Raw genomic sequence first — 21,732 nt, 5'->3', positions numbered from 1 at the left:
CGAGACCCAAGCCTTCCGCCTTGTCAGGCCCTCCCTTGGGCGGGCGTCATCGGCAACGGCAACCGAGGGATCAGTCATCGTAATGCACCCAGTAGCGCGCGGAAAGGAAGGAAAAGGCCGTGAAGAGCGCGATGATCACCAGAAGGATCCATGCAAGCGCGGAGGCATAGCCCATGCGAAAGAAGCCGAAGGCCTCCTGGTAGAGATAGAGCGTGTAGAAAAGGGTCGAATTGATCGGCCCTCCGGTTCCGCCCGAGATGATGAAGGCCGGCGTGAAGGCCTTGAAGGCTTCGATCGTCTGCACCACGGCATTGAAGAACACGACCGGGGTCAGGAGCGGCAGAGTGATCTTCCAGAACTGGCGCCACTTCGATGCGCCGTCGATGGATGCCGCCTCGTACATGTCCTGCGGTATCTGCCTCAGCCCGGCAAGGAAGATGATCATCGGCGAGCCGAACTGCCAGACCGACAGGATGACCAGCGTATAGAGCGAATAATTGGGATTGGAGATCCAGCTCGGCCCGATGATGCCGAAATTGGCGAGGAAGGAGTTGACGAGCCCGTTGCCGGCAAAGAGCTGGCGCCAAAGGACGGCGATCGCCACCGAAGCGCCGAGCAGGGAGGGCAGGTAGAAAATCGCCCTGTACCAGGGCAGGCCGCGGATACCGCGATTGAGCGCCATGGCCACGAGCAGCGCGAAGGCAAGCTTCAGGGGCACCGACAGGAGCACGTAGAAGAAAGTGACGTTCATCGAGGCGACGAAGCGCGGGTCGGCCGTGGCGATGCGCACATAATTGGCCGCGCCCACCCACCGCGGCGAGGTCAGCAGATCGAAATCGGTGAAGGAGAGATAGAGCGACACCAGAGCCGGCCCGGCCGTGAGGCCGAAGAAGCCGATGAACCAGGGCAGGAGGAACATGTAGCCGGCGCCATTTCGCGACCAGGCGCGTGCGAGCCATCCCCGCGTCGGGGTGCTCGGGGTGGCCGGCGAGGTGATGGTCGTCATGGCGATGACTTCGCGCTCGATCTATCGCGGATGCCCACCCTCCCTGGCCCTGGCCGGGAGGGTGGAAGCGAACCGGTCTATGCTTACCCGCGTGAAAGGATCGATTGGGCCTCGGCTACGAAAGCTTCTGCACCGGACTCGGGCGTATGCTGCCCGAAAGCGACTTCCTGGCTGACGCGGAGCAGCATCTTGTCGATCTCGCCCGCACCGAGCGGCGGCGGGGGCGGCAGCGGGCCGGCAAGATCGCCCAGGCCGCCGATATATTCGACCGCGGCCGCCCCTGTTTCGTCCAGCTTCGGCTTGAGAAGTTCGCGTACCGCGGCCGATTCCGGCACGCCGCGTTCCACATCCAGGATCGCCGCCGCCTCCGGATCCGTGACGAAGAAGGAGATGTAGGCGGCTGCCGCTTCCGGATTGGCACTCTGCGAGGAGACCGAGAAGAACATGGAGGGCTTGCGGTAGTGCCCACCGCCCACGCCGGCCTCGATGCGCGGATAGGGATGCATGACGATCGGCTCTTTGTTGATCGCCTGATAGCCCACGAGCTGGTTCGAATGGGCGTAGGAGACGGCTGCATGGCCGAGCGAAACCATACCCGTCTCGATCTGGTTCTTGTCCAGTGCCTGCAGATCCGGCGGCACGCAAGCCTTGGAGTCGCGCATGGCCGCCCATAGTTCGAACCATTCGCGCGTATCCTCCGCATCGAAGGCAAGTTCGCCCTCGGCCGTATAGAGCGCCTTTCCGCGCTGGCGCACGAAGTTCTCGAAGAAGGGTTCCACGCCTGATCCGTCGGACAGGCCGTAGAAATTCTGGCGCTTGCCCGCGTTCGTGATCTCCTCGCCGATGCGCTTCATTTCGTCGAAGGTGAGCGAATTGTCCGGGATCGGGATACCAGCCTCCTCGAAGGCGGCGGAATTGATCATCATGGCCGAGGAGTTCGCGCCGAGGCTGATGCCGTAGAGCGAGCCATCCACGGATCCACCATCGAGGGCAGCCTTGTCGAAATCGGACACTTTGAGGACGTCTGGCACGTAGCCCTCAAGCGGCGCCAGTGTTCCGCGGCGGGCATATTCGAAGATATAGCGGTAGTCCATCTGCATGACGTCCGGCGCGTTGCGGCCCGCCACCTGTGTCGCCAGCCGCGGCCAGTAATCGTCCCAGCCGACCGTCTCGCCATCGATCGTGACGCCGGCATTGTTCTTCATGTAGAGGTCGCTGACCTTCATGGTCCGCTCGGCGCGGGGCTGCGAGCCCCACCACATCAGCCGGAGCCGCGTGTCCTGGCCGAAGGCTAGGCGCGGAAGCCCAACCGCCGAGGCTGAAAGGGCGGCCGCTCCGCCCGCAAGTACCCTTCGCCTGCTCAAGGTGAATGTCATGCCGTTCCTCCCATTGATCTGCCGGGCAGCCGCACTTTCCTGCGCGCGTCACCCGGCTACCTCCCAAATAACCAAGTGGTTACAAAGCTGACCCATCGCTGTCCGCCTGTCAAGGAGCAGAATCGCGGCTCGCCGGATCAGCACACGGTGTCGAATCGCTCGATGCAGGTGGAGAGTACCTCGTCGCCCGGCTTCCTCCACCAGTTGTCCCTGGAAAAGATCTCCACCTCCTGGGGACCGTGGAAGCCCGCCTCCTCCACCATGCGGCGGATGCCGGGAAGATCGATGACGCCGTCGCCCATCATGCCCCGGTCAAGCAAAAGGTCCGTGGTGGGCACCAGCCAGTCGCAGATGTGATGCGCAAGTATTGCACCCATCTGCCCGGCCCGGGCGATCTGCGTTTCGAGCTGCGGGTCCCACCAGACGTGATAAACGTCGACCGCCACACCCACGCCTTCCCCCAGTTCCACGCAGAGGTCAAGCGCCTGGGAAAGAGTGTTCACGCAGGCCCGGTCCGCCGCATACATGGGATGCAGAGGCTCGATCGCCAGCGGCATCCCGTTCTCCCGCGCATAGGGCAGGATAGCGGCGATGCCATCGGCCACCTGCTTGCGCGCCTCGACGATGTTCCTGGACGAACCCGGCAGTCCGCCCACCACCAGCACCAGGCAATCGGCCTTGAGCGCCACCGCTTCGTCGATCGCGCGTTTGTTGTCGTCGATCCTGGCCCGCCGGCCGGCAGCGTCCTCGGCAGGAAACATGCCGCCGCGGCAGAGCCCGGTCACCTTGAGCCCGTTCATCTCCACGATGCGGGCGGCCTCCTCGAGGCCGATCGCCTCCACCTGGTCGCGCCAGGGGGCAATCGCGGTAATGCCGTGCCTGAGGCATCCGTCTACCGCCTCGGCGAAGCCCCAGCTCCCGCGCGTGGTGGCGAGATTGATCGAAAGACGCCCCTCGAGGCTCATGATGCAGTTCCTCCCAGCTTCTTCTCTTTCGTCCGCCTAGCGCGGCTGTGACACTCCATGCACCGCCATCACCTGCCGCATGCGGGTGACCGCGAGATCGGGGTCGATCAGCACGCGGCCGGCATCCGCCAAGCGGAAGAGCTCGGCCAGATGCAGCGTCGAGCGCGCCGATTCCTGCCCGCCGACCATGGTGAAGTGGTCCTGCAGCCCGTTCAGATAGGCGAGGAACACGACACCCGTCTTGTAGAAGCGGGTGGGCGCCTTGAAGATGTGGCGCGAGAGCGGCACGGTGGGCTCGAGCAGCTCGAAGAAGCGTTTTTCTTCCCCTGCGCCCAATGCCGCGAGCGCCGCCGAGGCAGCCGGCGCGATGGCGTCGAAGATGCCCAGAAGCGCATCCGAATAGCCCTGTTCGTCACCGGCGATGAGCTCGGCATAATTGAAGTCGTCGCCCGTATACATGCGCACGCCCTCAGGCAGGCGCCGCCGCATGACGATCTCCTTCTCCTTCGACAGCAGCGAAATCTTTATCCCGTCCACCTTGTCGGTGTGTGCAGCGATCACGTCGATCGCCACCTCCATCGCCGCCATATGATCCGCCGCGCCCCAATAGCCTTCGAGCGCCGGATCGAACATCTCGCCCAGCCAGTGGATGATCACCGGTTCCTTCACTTGTGAAAGGATGCGGTCGTACACACGCCTGTAATCGTCGGGACTTTTCGCCGCTGCCGCAAGGGCGCGGCTCGCCATCAGGATGATGCGGCCGCCATGGGCCTCGATCGCTTCGATCTGCTCCTCATAGGCCGCGATGATGCCGTCGATGGTGACGTCCGGCCCGGGAGCCAGGTGATCCGTACCGGCACCGCAGGCGATGCGCACGCCCGGCCGGCCGCGGGCCTCCTTCAGCGCCCGCTCGATGAGCTCGCGCGCTTCCGCCCAACCGAGGCCCATGCCGCGCTGGGCCGTATCCATGGCTTCCGCCACGCCGAAGCCCAGATCCCAGAGGTGATGACGGAAAGCCATCGTCTTGTCCCAATCGATAGCGGGAGCGAGCCAGGGATCGTTGTCGGCCAGCGGATCGGCCACCACATGGGCCGCCGCATAGGCGATGCGGTTGAAGCCCGCGGCATCGCGCTTGGCGATCTCGACAGGGACGTTCTTCACCTCATAAGCGGAGACGGAGCCGTCCGCGTAGGGAAGGTTCAGCATGAAAGCCTCCTCAGAACCGGAGCTCGGGCACGTCGAGCCAGCGCCGCTCGGCCCAGGATTTGAGGCCGAGTTCCGCAAGCTGCACGCCCTTGGCGCCCTGCTCCAGGCCATAGGCCCAGGGGGCATCCTCCGCCACATGGCGCAGGAACTGCTCCCACTGCACCTTGAACCCGTTGTCGGCCGGCCAGTTCTCCGGCACCTCCTCCCAATCGTCGAAGAAGTTCATGGTCTGCGGCTGGTCCGGGTTCCACACGGGCTTCGGCGTGTTCACCCGGTGCTGTGTCCAGCATTTGTGAAGGCCGGCCACCGCCGAGCCATGCGTGCCGTCCACCTGGAAGGTGACGAGATCGTCGCGGCGCACGCGCACCGCCCAGCTGGAATTGATATGCGCGACGATGCCGCCTTCGAGCTCGAACGTGGCATAGGCGGCATCGTCCGCGTCCGCCTTGTACGGCTTGCCCGCTTCGTCGACCCGCTCGGGGATATGGGTGGCGCCCAGGCACGAGACAGCCTTGACGGGCGCGAAGGTGTTGTCGAGCACGTAGCGCCAGTGGCAGAGCATGTCGATGATGATGCCGCCGCCATCGGCCTTGCGGTAGTTCCAGGAGGGGCGCTGCGCCTTCTGCCAGTCACCCTCGAACACCCAGTAGCCGAACTCACCGCGCACGGACAGGATGCGGCCGAAGAACCCGGAATCGCGCAACATCTTGAGCTTCATGAGACCGGGCAGGAACAGCTTGTCCTGCACGACACCGTGCTTCAGCCCCGACGCGCGCGCCTTTCTGGCAATGTCGACTGCGACTTCCAGATCGTCCGATGTGGGCTTTTCGCAATAGACGTGCTTGCCTGCGGCAAGCGCCTTTTCCAGGAGCCCGGCGCGGATCTTCGTGGCGCCCGCATCGAAAAAGATCTCGTCATCCCCGTTGGCGAGCGCCGCATCGAGATCGTTGGTGAAGCGCTCCACCCCGTGCTTCTTCGCGATCGCTTCGACCTTGTCGAGGTTGCGGCCCACCAGGATGGGATCGACCATCAGCCGATCGCCGCCGGAAAGCTGCAGCCCTCCCTGGTCTCTGATAGCGAGAATGGATCGCACGAGGTGCTGATTGTAGCCCATCCGCCCGGTGATTCCGTGCATGATGATGCCGATGCGCCGCTCTGCCATGGTTCCTCCGCTGTATTTGTAACCATCCAGTTACTTCCTACCGGAGAGCCGAACGTCCGTCAAGCCGGCCGCGAGCGGAAGAGAACTAACCAGTTACTTACTTCTTGACAGGCCGCGGAACTGGCTTCAGTCTTTGGCCACGCGGATCGGGAGAGGTCCGTCGGCACTGAAAGTTTGGGAGGAAATCATGGGTCTTTTGGCCAGGGCTGCGCTCGTCGCGGCTGCATCCGCGTTCAGCTTTTCCGCTTCATCGGTTCTCGCTCAGGAATGGAAGCCGGAGCGCCCGATCAACATCATCGTGCCGTGGGGCGCCGGCGGCTCGACCGACCAGGTGACCCGCGTGACGGCACCCATCATCGCCGAGGCGCTGGGCCAGTCCGTCGTCGTCGTCAACCAGCCGGGTGCCTCGGGCGCCGTGGGCACGCAGGAAGTGCTCAACGCGCCGAAGGACGGCTACACCTGGACTGCCAACGCCATCGCCAACAACGCGACCTATTCGGTGACGGGGCTCGTGCCCGACACGAACATCGATGACTGGCACATCTACCTTTCCGTGGCCAACGTGCCCGTGGTCGCGGTCCCCGCCGACAGCGAATTCCAGGATTTCGGGCAGTTGCTCGAGGCCTTCAAGGAGCGTGGCAGTGAGATCACGGTCGCCACGGCGGGCGTGACCTCCTCGGGTGGCACGGCGATCGCCGCGCTCGCCAATGAAGGCGGCTTCGAATACCGCATGGTGGCCTATGACGGCGGCGGCCCGGCCGCGATCGCCACGGCAGCCGGCGAGGCCATGGTGACGACGCAGCTTGCTGTCGAGCAGGCGGAGCTGATCCGCGGCGACAGGCTGAGGCCTCTGGCGGTTCTCAGCGACGAGCCGCTGTCGATCCAGGGTGCCGACTCGATCCCGCCGATCACGCAATGGCTGCCGGACATGCCGCTCGCGCCGGACTATTTCGGCATCTTCATTCCGCGCGGCGTGCCGGAGGAGGTCGTGGCCACCATGGACCGCATCTGGCAGGAGAAGGTCATGACCTCGGATGCACTGCGCGAATATGCCGAAACCAATGGTGCGGTGTTCGCGCCCTCCTTTGGCGATGAAGCCCGCGCCCGCGCCATGCCGGTCGCGATCGAGGAGGCCTGCGCCGTGAAGGAGCGGGGAGAAGCCGTCGTCGATCCCGCCGAGATCGGCATCGATTGCGAGAGCAAGACGGAAATGTAGGGCGAAGGCCTTCAAAGCCGGCCGGCTCCCTGAAACGGTGCCGGCCGACAGCGAAACGAGGCTATGATGAGCGACACTTCGGCTCCCGAAGCTTCGCGCCGGCGCATGGGCCGGGCGGACCTGATCTCCGGCGGCGTCTTCACCCTTCTCGGTTTGGCGATCGTCTACTTCTCCTGGATTATGCCGCGACTCGAGGTGCGCGGCATCCACCCGGCCACCGTGCCCGGCCTCGTGCCCGGCCTCCTGGGCGGCGCGCTTACCGTCTGCGGCGCAGGACTGGCCGTGAAATCGTGGCTGGATATTGCCGGAAGAGGCGGCTGGGGCGACTTTTTCGCCCTGTTCCGCTCCCCGGAGGCGGGCCGGGCCTATGTGGCCGCCGGCCTGGCGCTCCTCTATTCCCTCGTCCTCGTGGGGCTTCTGCCCTTCTGGCTTGCCACCGCCCTTTTCGTGTCCGTCTTCATCTTCGTGTTCGAGGCGTGGCTTTCACTGGCGCCCAAGCCCGCCGGACGGGCAGCGATCTGGGCGGTTTCGCTCGGCCTGGTCACCGGCGCGGTCGTCACGTTCGTTTTCCAGTACGGTTTCCTCGTGCGGCTTCCCTAGCCCGAAAGCACATTCATGTTCGAAGGCTTTTCCTATCTCGGTCTCGGCATCCTTCACTTCCTCACCTGGGAGGGGCTGTTCAACCTGGCCTGGGCGAGCCTGCTCGGCATCGTCATCGGCGCCTTGCCCGGCCTGACGGCGACGATGGGGGTGGCCCTCCTCGTTACCCTTACCTACAAGATGCCGCCGGACCAGGCGATGCTCAGCCTCATGGCGCTCTATGTCGGCGCCATCTATGGCGGCAGCCGCTCGGCCATCCTCCTCTCCATACCGGGCACGCCGGCCAGTGCTGCGACCGCGCTGGACGGATTTCCGCTGGCGCGCGCCGGCAAGGCGGGCATGGCGATGGGCATCGCCACCACCTCGTCGGCACTGGGCACGCTGGTCGGCATCTTCTTTCTCGCGCTCATAGCACCGTGGCTTGCCGAGTTCGCCCTGCGCTTCGGCTCTTACGAATTCTTCTGGCTCGCTCTCTTCGGCGTGCTGATCTCAGGCCGCATGACCGCCGTGGAGAACCCGCTAAAGGGCTTCATCGCAGGCCTCCTGGGGCTGCTCGTCGCCATGATCGGCATGGAGGGCCTGCATGCCTATCAGCGCTTCACCTTCGGCATCTCCGCGCTCGGCGGCGGTGTGGACATCATCCCGGCCATGGTGGGCGCGTTCGGCTTTGCCGAGATCCTGGGCGTCATGAAGGCGCGCATGGCCGGCACGCCGGTGACGAGCAGTGACCGCGTGCTGCCCCGGATCTCCGATCTTTCCCGTTATTGGCGCACGACGATCCGCTCCGGCGTCATAGGCACCATCGTGGGCATCATCCCCGGCGTGGGCGAAGACATCGGCGCTTGGGCTTCCTATGCGGCTGCCCGGCGCAAGAGCAAGGAAGCAGACCAGTTCGGCAAGGGATCGATCGAAGGGCTGGTGGCCGCCGAAACCGGCAACTCCGCCGTCATCCCCGGCGCGATGATCCCGACCCTCACCCTCGCCCTTCCCGGTTCGGCGGCGGCTGCCGTGCTGATCGCGGCCATGTTCATCCATGGCATCCGCCCCGGCCCGATGCTGATGACGGAGAATCCCGCCTTCCTCTACCAGGTCGTCGGCATGCTCCTGCTTTCGACGATTGCGATTACCATCTACGGGCTGTCGCTGACAAAGCCTCTGATGCAGATCCTGCAGGTGCCGCGCGAGAGGCTGATGCCGATCGTCTATGTGCTTTGCGTGGTGGGCTCCTTCGCCATCACGCAGCGCATGTTCGACGTTTATGTGATGATCGCCTTCGGGCTTATCGGTTTCGTCCTGCGCGAGATGCGCTATCCGATGGCACCGCTGGTGCTGGGCATCATCCTGGGTGAGCTTCTGGACGTCAATCTGCGCCGGGGGCTTCTCCTGTCGAACGGTGACCCGACGCCCTTCTTCACGCGCCCGATCAGCGCTGTGCTCTTCGCGATAACCCTGCTCACGATCCTCATGAGCATGCCCATGGTGAACCGCCGTGTCTCAGGCCTCTTCAAGCGCCTCGATCCCCAGAGCCGTGCAGGCTAGGGACCCGGCGGCCATCCGCACGCGCGACCCCGTCCGCACGCGCGCCGGCATTCTTGCGGCCGCCCGCGCGGAGTTTTCCGAACGCGGGCTGGAAGGCGCCCGCATCGACGCGATCGCAAGGCGCGCCGGCACCAACAAGCGGATGCTCTACCACTATTTCGGCAGCAAGGACGCGCTCTACTGCGCCGTGCTGACAGAGGCTTATCGCGAGATCAGGCAGGGAGAGCGCGCACTCGATCTCGACCAGGTGGAGCCCGTGGAAGCCGTCGAGCGGCTCGTGCGCTTCACCTTCCGCCACTTCCTCGAATGCCCGTGGTTCATCGCGCTCCTCACCAATGAGAACCTGCTCAAGGCGCGCTATCTGCGTACATTGCCGGAAATGCACGGGCTGCATTCGCCGCTGGTGGACGAACTGAGGAAACTCGTCCGGCGCGGAACGGAAAGCGGCGCCTTCCGCGGGGATGTGGATCCCGTGCAGCTCTACATCTCGATTGCCGCCCTGGGGTACTTCTACTTCTCCAACAATGCCACGCTTTCCGTCATCTTCGAGACGGACCTTTCGAGCGGCGGCAGGATCAGGGAACGTGAGGACCACGCGGTGGAGATGGTCCTCGACCATCTGAGGATCAAGGCCTGACGGAAGCGAGCACCGACTCCACGATGTGATCCTCCCATTCGGCGAGCCGCTTCGGGCTGCCGAGTTCCCGGTCGAAGATGGCAGAGAGCGTGTGCCGGTTCGAGAGATAGAAATAGCCGAGCGCGGCGATGGTGAGATAGACGTTCACCGGATCGATGCCGGGCCGGAAGATGCCGGCCTCAGCTCCGCGCCTGAGCACGTCGGCAAGCTCGGTGACGAAATGAGAATGCATCTCCATGAGTTTGCGCGAGCCTCTCAGATGCTCCGCCTTGTGGAGATTCTCCGTATTGAGCAGGCTGATGAACTCGGGATGCTCCAGGAAATAGTGCCATGTGAAGCGCGACAGCTCCGCCAGTGCTTCCTCCGGTTCCTTGTGCGTCAGATCCAGGTTGCGCTCGGCCGAGCGGATCGAGCCATAGGCCGCTTCCAGCACCGCGACGTACAGGCCCGTCTTGTCCCCGAAATAGTGGTACAGCATGCGCTTGTTCGTGCCGGCACGCTCGGCGATCGTATCGACGCGGGCGCCTCCTATGCCTTTTTCGGCGAATTCGGCGGTCGCCGCCTCGAGGATCAAGGCGCGCGTGCGCTCCGGATCGCGGCTCGCCCGCGACCGGCCTGTCGCTGCCCCCTGCGTCTTCACATCCACCTTCAATCTCCTGTCCTCCGCACAGCAGGACCGGACGCTTATAGCGGAAACGCTGCGATATTCTCAATGAAAGCCGGCTCCACGCGCATGGCGCTGCACGGAGGGCGCGACCATCCTCCGCTTACGAAGCGATGGAGCGCGCACACCAGAGGAGGCCGCGCTTCAGGATCGTTCGTATTTGCGGGATTTCGAGTTCGTCGGCGGTATGGCCGAGCGATGAATAGAAGACGCGACCCGCGCCATGCATCGTGGTGAAGACCACCGGCATCGCGATATCTTTCCGCCAGGGATCGAATTCGCCGGAAAACGTGGTCGTCGCCAGCACCTCGACCGCAGGATCGTAGTTGAGATAATACTGCTCGGAGGTGTGTTCGAAGCTCTCGATACCGGCCATGATCGGGTGGTCTGGCCGCGTGACATCCACCCGGTAGGTGATGATGTTGCCGGGATGCGCGACCCAGTAGCAGCTTGCGGCATAGCGGAAGGGAACGCAGTCGCGGAAGCTCGTCGCGAGACCCATGTGGTAGCCGGCGAGCCCCGTGCCGGCCCGGATGGCGGCCGTCAGCCGCTGACCCTGCTCACGAGTGAGCTTGCCGTCGGTGACCACCGGCACGACGAGATCATAGCTGCCGATGTCGTCCGCCCCGAGCACGTCGTAGTCTTCGGTGAGCGTAACCTCGAAGCCTTCGGGTTCGAGCAGGTCACGAACTGTCTCCGCTCCACGCCGGGGCGTGTGCAATTCCATGCCTCCGAAGACGACGAGTGCCTTGCGTGATCCGGCCATCAGCGCCTCCTAGAGCCCGAACCCGGTCGGGCGCGTGCGGTGAACGCCCTTGGGTACGAAGGGAAAAGCGTCGGCCAGGCCAAGGAGGTCGGCGGCCACATGCAGGACAGAGAGCCACATCTCGGTGCCCTGCAGGCTCGCCGGCTGGCCGTCCGCGAAGGGGAAGCCCTCGCCCGGCAGCCAGCGCTCCTCAGCCCTGGCGATCACTGTCTCTGCGATTGCTTCCGCTTCGACGCGGCGGTGATCCGTCTGCTTCAGGCACAGCCATAATGGATGGATCGTGTCGAGCAGATTGCAGGCGGTATGGGTGGGGCCGGAAAAGCCGCCATAATTGCGATGGTTTGCCAGCACGGAATTGATAGCCGCCTCCGGATAGGGAACCGGCAGGCCGAACTGCGCATAGGTGCCGCGTGTGAGCCGGTAGAAGCCGTTGACCGGCTGCAGCAGGCCTTCTTCCGTCGTGGGGCTGCCCCAGAGGCCGGTGGCTCGGTCGGCCTTCATCGTCATCCAGCCGAACAGGGTTTCCCGTGCCCGTCCGCTCGTGAAATAACGGGCGTTGAAATAGTACGCCGTGCCGATGGCATCCACGACAGCACCTGCCGACCAGGCGCGGGTCTTCCAAGGCAGGTTTTCAAGCCAATGGCACAGCTCGGGAGCGTCAAGCTCGACCGTGGCGATGGAATGGAGCGGTTTTGCGCCGAGCACCTCCAGCGCATAGCCGACGGCGAGCACGTTGTAGAGCGCAAGGCCGTCGTCGCGGAGCGCTCTGCCCGATTCGACCGTGCGGTACGGATCGGGGAAAAGTCCGGTCCGTCGCTCCTGTACCGCCTGCAGCCGCGTGACCGTCGCTTCGACATCGAGGCCTTCCGGCATCGCGCCGAATCCGGCCGCGATCTCTACGGCATCACAGAGGTGCCGGATGCTCATGCGGGCTTCACCGTCCGCTTCGCGGGAAAGATAGCCGTCGGCGGTCAGGCTCCTCGCCAGCACATCCCGCCATTCAGTGGCGGCCGTCCGTCCGATCTTCACCAGTGCCGCTTCCGCCTCACCGCGCCGCGGGCGCGCCTTGCCCTCACCTCGGCGGCGGACCATCTTCGCCGGCACCCCGGCCATGATGGCCATCTCCGGCGCGTCGTGGGTGACCACTGCGCCCGCCGCGATCACCGCGCCCCGGCCAATGGTGACACCATCGACGACCACGGCATTCGCGCCGATCCAGACATCGTCTTCGATCACAATGCCCAGAGACTCGTGCTCCTGAAGATGAATAGGTCTGCCTGGATCATCGAAGCCGTGATTGAAGCCGATGATCGAGACGAGGGAGGCGATGCGGACACCATCGCCGCAGCGCACCCTGCCGGAAATGCAGGCATAGGGGTTCACCGTGCAGTTGGCCCCGAACTCGACATCACCACGCACCAGCGCGTGGCCCGCGATCCAGGAATGCTCGCCCAAGACAAGGCGGGACGTGAACACGCGCGCCTCGGCCGCCACATAGGCCGTATCGGCGATGTGGGCGCCGGCATGACGGGCGAGGCTTTCCTTTCGCGCACGGTGCTCCGGGCTGTCCATATCCGCTTCGGTGCGCTCCCAGGTCAGGAACTGCAGGCGCGCCTCGTGCACATTGTCCGCTTCTCGTGGGTCCTCGCCAAGGGCCTTCGCCATGTTCATGCCAACCGCTCCAGTATCTGCGGTTCTATGGCATAGAGCAGCGGCTCCCCGGCGACAAAACGCTCGATCTCCTCTACCGCCACATGCCCGAGCCGCAGCCGTTCCAGCCCTGCCGCACCCGCCACATGCGGCGTGAGAAAAACGTTCGGGAGTGTGAAAAAGGGCGAGTCCGCCGACGGGATTTCAGGATCGGTGACGTCGATCACCGCCTGGATGCGACCAGTCCTGAGCTCGGCAAGAAGCGCCTCTTCATCGACCAGCGCGCCGCGTGCGGTGTTGATGAAGGTGGCGCCGTCCCGCATGAGCTTCAGCTGCCGCGCGCCGATCATGTGGCGGGTAGACGCGAGCGAGGGCGCATGCAGCGAGATGACATCTGAACGCGCCATCAGCTCATCGAGATCTGTGACCTCAGCCAACCGCGCCACGGGGTCCATCTCGTCGACATATGGATCGGCGAGCAGAACCTCCACCTCCAGCATCTGGAGGTGGGCGGCGACCTTGCGGCCGATGCGCGAGGCGCCGACGAGCCCGACCGTGCGGCGGTAGTTCCCGATCGGCTCATCCATGAGCGCCCAGGTGGTGCGGCGGGACGGATCGGCCCTGTAGAGGTCCCGCAGTTCGAAGACGCGCTTGTTAGCGAAGATGATGGCCGCGAGCGTGAACTCGGCAACGGGCACCGCATTGGCTTCGGCCGCGTGCGTCACCATGATGCCGGCTTCATAGACGGCGGGGTCGAGCGTGTATTTCACCGTACCGGCCGCATGGGCGACGAGGCGAAGATCCGGCATGCCGGCAAGCACCTCCCGGGAAAGGTAGGGACAACCCCACCCGGTAACCAGGATTTGCGCCTGCCGCAGCATGCTCCTCGCGGCGTCGCTGGAAAATTCCTCGAGCGGAGTGCTGGAGAGGATTTCGCAGCTTCTGCCGAGCCGCGCGAGCAGGTCTTCGTCGAAGACGTGACGCGTCTTGGCCGCGGCCATGGCGAGAAGGACCTTTGGCCGCATCAAAACCTCTCCGGCACTTGGATGGCACTCACTTCGATTCCCTGGAGCGCGAAAAGTCCCTCCAGCTCCGCGACATCCGGCAGCGTCGGAGGCTTTGCAAGCGCCGCATCCGAATCGCTCCCCACGGGCAAGGCCATCGCTGCCGTGACAAGGATCGTCGTGCCCGCAGGAATCTCGCCGCGCAATTGTGGAACGATCGTCTTGGCGGACACGAGATTGGTATTGGGAAGGGCCCGATGGGCGCGTCCGCCGCGCTTTGATGCCTCCGAGAGATCGAGAATGATGCTCACATCCGAGACGGAGCGCGCCAGTGCCATGCCCTCGCCTTCCTCGCAGACATCCGCATTGAGATCGGTGCGCGCGATGGCGAAACCGCCTTCCGTGGCGGAGAGGGGCCGCGGCGTTTCGATCCTGTGGACGCGGATGTGCCAGGGATTGGCGGGCAGAAGCCAGGTCTCGACCGTCACGTCGGTCCATGGTTTCCAGCGGGCATAGAGCTTGTCGCCAGCGATCGTTGCGACCTCGTTGCCCTCACGCACGCGGTAGTGCCGCCCGTAGTCGGAAAACCCGATCATGCCGTCGAAGGCCGCGCTGGCATAAGCCCGTTCGTCTGCTTCGACCGAAAAGCCGTAGCGCGAGGAATAGACGAACTTGGCATATTTCTCGGCGCCGAAGCGCATCTGGTAATTCTGCTGGCCGGAGGAGAGCGCCACCACATTGCTCCGTGTGTGCATCATCACCATGCCTGGGTGCTTGAGCGGTATCGGTTCTGGCGAAGCGACGGCCGGCGACTCTTCCGCCTGCCAGAAGGGATGGCTTTCTGGCAGGGCCAGCGGCAGGAACGCCTTCAGCGCCCAATAGGGCGACCCCGCGGAATTGTAGCTCTCGCTCATCAGCAGGTTCGGATAGCAATAGCCGACGGAGAGCACACCGTCGCGGTCGGCGATCGGGTGCGCGGCCCACCAGCGCAGATGCCGCATGTACTGGCCCTTGATCTCGCCCCAGGGCAGCGCCTCCAAGTCGGCGAAGGCGAATGCGCCCCAGATACCGGCGCACGCGAAGCGGTAGGTAAGGCTGCGACCGAATGCGAGTGCGCCGCCGTCTTCGTCGTACCAGTGGCGGATATCACGGGCGAACCGCTCCGCCCGCTCCCGATAGCGCGCCGCCCGGTCCTCGTCTCCCTTGGCGAGCCTCGCATAGATCAGGCCATAGAAATGCATGGCGAAGGGGATGTAATGATCGATTCGCCGCACGTTTCCATCACGATACCAGCCGTCGCCGAGGTAAAAGCCGTCGAGCTCCTCCAGGTAGCTCTCGGTAAGCGAGCGGTCGAAGTCGATGCCGACCTCCTCGAGCCCCAGATCGACGAGAATGCGGAAGAACTTCCAATTGTTGTCGGCGTAGTCGAACCGGCGGATGTGCTTGAGATAGGCGGCGATGTTCCTCTTCGCGCGGTCCGGAAGCGGGTCCCAGGCAAGATGCGGGACCATCCTGAGCGTGAAACCGATGGCCGCCATCTCCACCATTCGCTGGTCCGTCGCGCTCACCTCGCCCCAATAGTCCGGGTGCTCGGGATCCATGCCGTTGGCGAGGCCTTCGCGATAAAGTGCCCAGTGGTCGAAGCGTCCCCCGCCGGCCGCGAGCGGTGCAATGCCCCAGAGGGGGCGGGCAAAACCTTCGACATCGGCGGCGATGCGGTCGAAATGGGCGGCCGCTCCGTTGAGCCGCACTCTCGCCCCGCCCTGCGAAAAGAAGGGCAGCAACGGATTGAAAAGGTCATGCAGCGCCTTTTCGACGTCGGCGCGGCTCCTCAATGGGTTTCCGGCAAGCGGATTGGCGCTTGAGGGGTCGTATGTCATTCAGGCAAAGGTCCTTGTGTCGGGCGCCTCGCTATAGGCTCCCCTCAGTTCGAGAGTTTCGGCAAAGTGGCATGCGACATCCGTCTGCCCGACCTTGCGCAGCGCCGGCTTCTCGGCGCGGCAGCGACCCTGGGCGTAACGGCAGCGGGTGTGGAAAGGACAGCCGGCCGGCCTGTTGCCGAGATAGGGAATCTCACCGCGCACTTCCTTGGCGCGCCGTCCTCGCCGCGTGGGATCGGCAATGGGGAGCGCATCGAGCAGCACCTCGGTGTAGGGATGGCGCGGGCGCTCGAACAGCGCCTCGGTCGGCGCGCTTTCGACCACATGGCCGAGATACATCACCACCACGCGGTCGGCGATGTAATTCACCACGCCGAGGTCGTGGCTGATGAAGATATAGGTGAGGCCGAATTCGTCCTTCAGATCCTCGAGCAGGTTCAGAACCTGCGCCTGGATGGAGACATCGAGCGCGGAGACCGCCTCGTCCGCGATCACGAGCTTGGGATCGAGCACCAGAGTGCGGGCAATCCCGATGCGCTGGCGCTGCCCGCCCGAAAAGGCGTGCGGATACCGCCCCATGGCGTCGGGCGCAATGCCCACCTTGCCGAGCACGCCGGCGACACGATCTTCGAGCTCGCGACCGGCGGCAACCTTGTGGATGCGCAGCGGTTCGGCCACGATATCGAACACCCGCATCATAGGGTTGAGCGAACTCATCGGATCCTGGAAGATCATGCGGATATCGCGCCGCCATGGCTTCATGGCCCGCTTGTCGAGCGCGGTGAGTTCGACCGGCGCGTGCTCCTGGGGGAAATAGGTCACTCTGCCCGCACTCACCGGTTGCGCCTGTACGATCGAGCGGCCGAGCGTCGTCTTCCCGCAGCCGCTTTCACCGACGATCGCCAGTGTTTCGCCGGCGGCCACCGAGAGGCTTACGTCAGTAAGCGCGTCCAGCGTACGTTCAGGGCCGAACCAGCCGCTGCGGAATGCGAAAGTCTTCGAGACATTCTCGACGGAGAGCAGCGTGCTCATGCCGGCACCTCCTCGCGGCTTTCCGCGTTCAGGAGATGGCAGCGTGCCACATGGCCTTCTCCCAACAGCGTGCGCTGGGGCTGGCTGCCGGCGCAAGGTTCAAAGGCGAAGGGGCAGCGGCTCGTGAAGGAGCAGCCCTGCGGCCGGTCTTTGGCCGAGGGCACGGTGCCCTTGATCGGCGACAGGCGCTGCCGGTCCGCCTTGCGCTGCAGGATCGGGATCGAGCGCATGAGCGCCTGGGTGTAGGGGTGGCGCGGGGCACGGAAGACATCGAAAACATCGCCCTGCTCGACCACGTCCCCAAGATACATCACGGCCACTTCGTCGGCGATCTCGGCCACGACACCGAGATCATGCGTGATGAAGAGCATCGCCATCCCGTAGTCGTCCTGGAGCTGCCTGAGAAGATCGAGGATCTGCGCCTGAGTGGTGACGTCGAGCGCGGTAGTGGGTTCATCGGCGATGAGAAGGTTCGGCGTGCAGGCGAGCGCCATGGCGATCATCGCGCGCTGGCGCAGCCCGCCCGAAAGCTGGAAGGGATAGGCGTCCGCCCGCTCGCGGGCGCCGGGCACGCCCACCTGATCGAGCAGGCCGACCGTCCGCTCACGCGCTTCTCTCGGCCTCAGCCCTTCGTGCAGGATGATCATTTCGTCGATCTGATCGCCGATCGTGTGCACCGGCGAGAGCGAACTCATCGGCTCCTGGAAGACCATGGAGATCTGGTTGCCACGGATCCGGCGCATGGCGGGGCTGTCGGGCTTGAGCGCAGCGATGTCCACCCTCTCCTCGCCGGAAGGGGAGAAGAGGATACGTCCGCGGCTGATCGCGGCATTCTGGTCGAGCAGCTGAAGCACGGCGCGCGCCGTGACCGATTTCCCGCAACCGCTTTCGCCCACGAGGCAGAGCGTCTTGCCGGCATGAAGCGTCAGATCCACCTGGCGCACGGCCACGATATCCGCCTCGTCGGGAGAGGAGAAGGTGATCTCGACGTCCTCGATCTTCAGGAGCGCCTTATCTTCCATGGGGGTCTGCGGCATCGCGAAGTCCGTCTCCGAGGAAGTTGAGGGCAAGGATGACAATCACCACGGCTACTCCTGGAAGAAGCAGCCACGGTGCGCTCGCGAGCGCCCGGATGTTCTGGGCGTCCTGGAGCAGCGTGCCCCAGCTGACGATCGGCGCCTGAAGCCCGAGGCCGAGGAAGGAAAGCGCGGTTTCCGCCAGGATCATGCCGGGAATCGCGAGCGTGGCGGCGGCGATGATGTGGCTGGTGAAATTCGGCACCATATGGCGGGTGACGATGCGCCAGTCGCTTGCGCCGTCGAGCCGGGCGGCAGTCACGAAATCCTCCGTCCGCAACGCCAGGAAGCGGCCGCGCACGACGCGCGCAAGCTCCGTCCAGCCGATGAGCGACAGGATGATCGTGATAGCGAAATAGGTCTGGAGCGCGGACCAGTCGCGCGGCATCGCTGCGGCAAGCCCCAGCCAAAGGGGAATGGTGGGCAACGAGCGGACGAATTCGATCGCGCGCTGTACGATGCTGTCGAACCAGCCGCCGTAATAGCCGGAAAACCCGCCGATGATGACGCCGAAAACGAGACTCATCACCACGCCGACGAGGCCGATCGAGAGCGAGATCCGCGTGCCGTGAATGAGCCGGCTGAGAAGATCGCGCCCCAGGCGGTCGGCACCGAGGATGTAAAGCGGTGCGCGCGGCTCGGTCGGGCCGAACAGCTTGACCGTCATCGGGATGACACCGAGAAGCCGATAGGGCTCCGTCTCGATGAAGAACCCTACGGGATGCTTCTTCTCCCTATCGATGACGAAGGTCCGCCGCATCGCCTCCTGGTCTATTTCCGTCTTGTAGCCGTACACGAAAGGCTGGAACTGCCAGTTCCCCTCTTCGTTGGTCGTGAAAAAGTGGAGCCCCTGTGGCGCGGCATAGGTGTAGCGCGGGTTGTAGGCGGAGGGATCGAAAGGCGCGAGGAACTCCGCAAAGAGCGCCACGAAGTAGAAGAAGCCGACGATCCAGAGGCTCCACACCGCCAGCCGATGCTGGCGGAAGCGACGCCACATCAAAGCGGCCTGGGTTTCGCGCGCCTGCCGCTCCTTGGGCAGTTCGGCTTGATGGGTGAGTGCTTCCACGGTCATCGCCCCACTCCGTGGCGAATGCGAGGGTCGATCCAGGCGAGGATAAGGTCGGAAATGAGTGTGCCGATCACCGTGAGCACACCGAGCAGCATGATGATCGCGCCCGCCAGATACATGTCCTGGCTGGTGAGCGAACGCAGGAGCAGCGGACCGGCGGTGGGCAGGTTCATCACCACCGAAACGATCACCGAGGAGGAGACGAGCGTCGGCAGGAGCCAGCCGATGGTGGAGACCAAGGGATTGAGTGCGACGCGCACCGGATATTTCAGCACCACCTTCCACTCGGGCAGGCCCTTCGAACGCGCCGTGGTGACATAGGGCTTCTTCAACTCGTCGAGCAGGTTGGCGCGCATGATGCGGATGAGCTGCGCCGTGCCGGCAGTGGCGAGCACGATGGTGGGCGCCCAGGCATGAGTGAGGAAATCCCACAGCCGCGACAGGCTCCACCGCGCCGTCTCGAAACCGGGCGAGAAGAGACCGCCCAATGTCGTGCCGAACCACACATAGGCGAGATACATGAGCACGAGCGCAAAGAGGAAATTGGGGACGGCAAGCCCAAGGAAACCGAAGACGGTGGCGAGATAGTCGCCAAGCGAATATTTGCGCACCGCCGCATAAACCCCGATGGGAAGGGCCACGAACCACATGACGACGACGGCGAGGCCTTCGAGCAGGATCGAGTTGCCGAGCCTTCCCCAGATCAGTTCCGTCACCGGCCGCTTCCACTCGAAGCTGCGCCCGAAATCCCAGCTCGTCAGAATTCCGGATATCCATTTCCAATACTGAATGAGGAAAGGATCGCCGAGGCCGTATTGCCGGCGCATCGCCTCGAGCTCGGCCGGTGTGACCCGCTCCCCCTGTGAGCTGAGCTCGGCCAGATATGCCGTCAGGTAATCGCCTGGAGGAAGCTGGATGATGGCAAAGGCCACGAAGGAGACAGCCCAGATCGTGAGAGCCATGGAGATGATCCGGCCGGCGAGAAATCGGAGCATGAGCTCAAACTCCGGTTGTTCGGAAGGTTATGGAAGAGGCGGCGAGTACTGTCAGGGAGGTGCCGGGCACCCGCCGCGCTCTCGGTCCGGCCGCAGCCGGGCATCGCGCCCGGAGAGCAGGCGCGAACCGGACCGCTATTCAAAATACCACTGCACGGGATCGTAGCCGCCGGGTTCCGGGAAGAGCCAGGCGTTGATCATGGTCGGAGCGACGTTCTTCAGGTTGTTCCTGGCGATGTAGTAGCTGTCCGGCATCAGGCTGATGCCGATCACCGGGAAATTCTCCCTGGCGATGGCGAGAATTTCGCGCATCAGTTCCGCGCGCCGATCCGCGTCGGCCTCCGCCTTGAGCTGGTCATAGAGCGCCATCTGCTGCTTCGCCCAATCCGCAGGCTCCTCGGCGATATCCGGGGTGGCGCCGGTGTACCAGGCTTGCCACTTGTAGGCCCAGACCGACTCTTCGCTGTAGGGGAAGTAGTAACGGGGCTCCTGCATCACATCGAGGCCACCGTCGCCGGCCCAGACCTGAGCGTCGTAATCGTTGCCCGGCCGCTTGTCGTAGAAGATCGTGCGGTCGATATTGTTGATTTCGAGCTGGACGCCGACATTGGCGAGCTGAAGCTGCATCAGTTCCAGCATGTCGATCCATTCGGGCCTGAGCGCGGCGATGACGTCGACGACGATGCGCACGGGCCGCCCGTCGCTCATCAGGCGGACGCCGTCGCCATTCGTCTCCGTGAGACCCGCTGCCTCCAGATGCTGGACGGCCGCCTCCGGATCGAACTCGGTGTACTGCTTGGCCATCTTCTCGTCATAGAAGGGCGATTCCGGTCGCGGCGCGACCTAGAACGGCTCACCCTGGCCGATGAAGACCGCATCGATGATCTCCTGGCGATCAATCGCCTGCGAGAGACCGATGCGGAAATCCTTGTTCTGAAAGAGCTCACGCTTGACCGGATCATCATGGTTGAGGTTGAGCTGAAGCACGAGCGAGGAGGACACCGACTGGATGACCTTGCCCAGGTGATAGCCGCCCTTCTCCTGCCCGTCGAAGAAGACCGCCTGGTTGGCGTTGGTGGCGATGTGGCGGTCCTGAAAATCGATCTCGCCGTTGAGCGCCAGCAGCGTCAGCTCTTCCAGGCTGCGGCTCACCCGCATGTCGAGCTGATCGATATAGGGGAGCTGGTTGCCCTCGGAATCCACCTTGAAATAATACGGATTGCGCTCCCATACGATGCGGGCGGCATCGCCCGAGAGCGGCTGCGTGACGCGCCACGCATACATGACCGGAAGGTCCGGATTGGTCCAGCGCTGCGTTTCCCAGCCCCAGGCACACTTGTCCTGCATCAGGAACGTCCAGTTGTCGAAGCCCGCATCCTTCGCCATCTTGTCGGCATCCGGATTGTATTTGGGAGTGAACTGGCTGCAATAGTGCTTCGGAATGGTGAGCACCTGCGTGCCGTTGATCGTGGCGAGCGTGTCCATGAGCATGCCGTTCGGCTTCTCGAACACGAATTTGAAGGTGGTGTCATCGATCACCTCCACCTTCACCGGATTGTCCTTGATATCGATCCAGTTGCTGTTGGCAGGATATTCGGGCGTCTGGAACATCTCCACAGCGAAGGCGATGTCGTCCGAGGTCAGGGGGTGCCCGTCCGACCATTTCAGCCCTTCGCGCAGCTTGAAGGTGTATTCCGTGGCGGCGTCGTTGACCTCCCAGGACTCGGCCACATTGGGGACCACCTCCTGCCATTTCTGATCATAGCGCACCAGGCCTTCGTAGGCCGTGGTCTTGGCGATCAGGCCGTTGTCGTCGCCACCGCGCATACCCATGCGCCAGACGCCGCCATATTTGCCGATGCTCTCCAGAGGCTCGATAACCAGGGGAT

18 protein-coding genes and 1 pseudogene are annotated in these 21,732 nt (G+C 64.1%); 4 read left to right on the top strand and 15 right to left on the bottom strand.

Annotation, left to right across the window (positions count from 1 at the left end; all coding sequences use genetic code 11):
- Positions 1-70: 70 nt before the first annotated feature.
- The 5 genes from PVE73_RS03995 to PVE73_RS03975 all read right to left on the bottom strand — a co-directional run bounded on the left by PVE73_RS03995 (position 71) and on the right by PVE73_RS03975 (position 5,715).
- Positions 71-1,006, bottom strand: coding sequence for a sugar ABC transporter permease (locus PVE73_RS03995; RefSeq protein WP_346772395.1), 936 nt, complete (start codon positions 1,004-1,006; stop codon positions 71-73).
- An 83-nt stretch (positions 1,007-1,089) separates the two neighbouring features.
- Positions 1,090-2,382, bottom strand: coding sequence for an extracellular solute-binding protein (locus tag PVE73_RS03990; RefSeq protein ID WP_277365706.1), 1,293 nt, complete (start codon positions 2,380-2,382; stop codon positions 1,090-1,092).
- A gap of 137 nt (positions 2,383-2,519) precedes the next feature.
- The gene (locus tag PVE73_RS03985; protein WP_277365705.1) at positions 2,520-3,347 is read right to left on the bottom strand and encodes a sugar phosphate isomerase/epimerase family protein; all 828 of its coding nucleotides are present in this window, start codon (positions 3,345-3,347) and stop codon (positions 2,520-2,522) included.
- A gap of 36 nt (positions 3,348-3,383) precedes the next feature.
- Positions 3,384-4,553, bottom strand: coding sequence for a dihydrodipicolinate synthase family protein (locus PVE73_RS03980; protein WP_277365704.1), 1,170 nt, complete (start codon positions 4,551-4,553; stop codon positions 3,384-3,386).
- A gap of 10 nt (positions 4,554-4,563) precedes the next feature.
- Positions 4,564-5,715 carry a Gfo/Idh/MocA family oxidoreductase gene (locus PVE73_RS03975; RefSeq protein WP_277365703.1) on the bottom strand — a complete coding sequence of 384 codons (1,152 nt, stop codon included), beginning with the start codon at positions 5,713-5,715 and terminating at the stop codon, positions 4,564-4,566.
- Between the two features lie 187 nt (positions 5,716-5,902).
- Here PVE73_RS03975 and PVE73_RS03970 point away from each other — a divergent pair, with 187 nt between their 5' ends.
- From PVE73_RS03970 to PVE73_RS03955, 4 genes are all read left to right on the top strand, one after another.
- Positions 5,903-6,931: a tripartite tricarboxylate transporter substrate binding protein gene (locus PVE73_RS03970; protein ID WP_277365702.1), complete on the top strand. Its 1,029-nt coding sequence runs from the start codon at positions 5,903-5,905 to the stop codon at positions 6,929-6,931.
- Positions 6,932-6,997: 66 nt separating this feature from the next.
- On the top strand, positions 6,998-7,531 hold the full coding sequence (locus PVE73_RS03965; protein ID WP_277365701.1) for a tripartite tricarboxylate transporter TctB family protein: 534 nt from the start codon (positions 6,998-7,000) through the stop codon (positions 7,529-7,531).
- Between the two features lie 15 nt (positions 7,532-7,546).
- The gene (locus PVE73_RS03960; protein ID WP_277365700.1) at positions 7,547-9,070 is read left to right on the top strand and encodes a tripartite tricarboxylate transporter permease; all 1,524 of its coding nucleotides are present in this window, start codon (positions 7,547-7,549) and stop codon (positions 9,068-9,070) included.
- Positions 9,060-9,707, top strand: a complete 648-nt coding sequence (locus tag PVE73_RS03955) for a TetR/AcrR family transcriptional regulator (RefSeq protein WP_277365699.1) — start codon at positions 9,060-9,062, stop codon at positions 9,705-9,707. Before PVE73_RS03960 ends, PVE73_RS03955 begins: the two co-directional genes overlap by 11 nt.
- Here PVE73_RS03955 and PVE73_RS03950 read toward each other — a convergent pair.
- The 10 genes and pseudogenes from PVE73_RS03950 to PVE73_RS03905 all read right to left on the bottom strand — a co-directional run bounded on the left by PVE73_RS03950 (position 9,697) and on the right by PVE73_RS03905 (position 21,670).
- On the bottom strand, positions 9,697-10,359 hold the full coding sequence (locus PVE73_RS03950) for a TetR/AcrR family transcriptional regulator (RefSeq protein ID WP_277365698.1): 663 nt from the start codon (positions 10,357-10,359) through the stop codon (positions 9,697-9,699). The two genes, PVE73_RS03955 and PVE73_RS03950, sit on opposite strands and share 11 nt — an antisense overlap.
- Before the next feature lie 115 nt (positions 10,360-10,474).
- Positions 10,475-11,137, bottom strand: a complete 663-nt coding sequence (locus PVE73_RS03945; RefSeq protein ID WP_277365697.1) for a ThuA domain-containing protein — start codon at positions 11,135-11,137, stop codon at positions 10,475-10,477.
- A 9-nt stretch (positions 11,138-11,146) separates the two neighbouring features.
- A complete protein-coding gene (locus tag PVE73_RS03940) occupies positions 11,147-12,808 on the bottom strand; it encodes an acyltransferase (RefSeq protein WP_277365696.1) in 1,662 nt (553 codons plus the stop codon).
- Positions 12,805-13,815: a hydroxyacid dehydrogenase gene (locus tag PVE73_RS03935; RefSeq protein ID WP_277365695.1), complete on the bottom strand. Its 1,011-nt coding sequence runs from the start codon at positions 13,813-13,815 to the stop codon at positions 12,805-12,807. Before PVE73_RS03935 ends, PVE73_RS03940 begins: the two co-directional genes overlap by 4 nt.
- On the bottom strand, positions 13,812-15,671 hold the full coding sequence (locus tag PVE73_RS03930) for a DUF2264 domain-containing protein (RefSeq protein ID WP_277365694.1): 1,860 nt from the start codon (positions 15,669-15,671) through the stop codon (positions 13,812-13,814). Before PVE73_RS03930 ends, PVE73_RS03935 begins: the two co-directional genes overlap by 4 nt.
- The gene (locus tag PVE73_RS03925; RefSeq protein WP_277365693.1) at positions 15,672-16,703 is read right to left on the bottom strand and encodes an oligopeptide/dipeptide ABC transporter ATP-binding protein; all 1,032 of its coding nucleotides are present in this window, start codon (positions 16,701-16,703) and stop codon (positions 15,672-15,674) included.
- A complete protein-coding gene (locus tag PVE73_RS03920) occupies positions 16,700-17,740 on the bottom strand; it encodes an ABC transporter ATP-binding protein (RefSeq protein WP_277365692.1) in 1,041 nt (346 codons plus the stop codon). The genes PVE73_RS03925 and PVE73_RS03920 overlap by 4 nt, the downstream gene beginning before the upstream one ends.
- Complete coding sequence (locus PVE73_RS03915) at positions 17,715-18,851, bottom strand: ABC transporter permease (protein WP_277365691.1); 1,137 nt, start codon at positions 18,849-18,851, stop codon at positions 17,715-17,717. Before PVE73_RS03915 ends, PVE73_RS03920 begins: the two co-directional genes overlap by 26 nt.
- Positions 18,848-19,843 carry an ABC transporter permease gene (locus PVE73_RS03910; RefSeq protein ID WP_277365690.1) on the bottom strand — a complete coding sequence of 332 codons (996 nt, stop codon included), beginning with the start codon at positions 19,841-19,843 and terminating at the stop codon, positions 18,848-18,850. The genes PVE73_RS03915 and PVE73_RS03910 overlap by 4 nt, the downstream gene beginning before the upstream one ends.
- Before the next feature lie 135 nt (positions 19,844-19,978).
- Positions 19,979-21,670: pseudogene (locus PVE73_RS03905) on the bottom strand (ABC transporter substrate-binding protein).
- Positions 21,671-21,732: the final 62 nt, after the last annotated feature.

Origin of the sequence: Chelativorans sp. AA-79 (genome assembly GCF_029457495.1) — a bacterium.
Lineage (GTDB): Bacteria > Pseudomonadota > Alphaproteobacteria > Rhizobiales > Rhizobiaceae > Chelativorans.
Note: the sequence above shows the minus strand (reverse complement) of the source record. Positions and strands in the feature narration are given on the sequence as shown.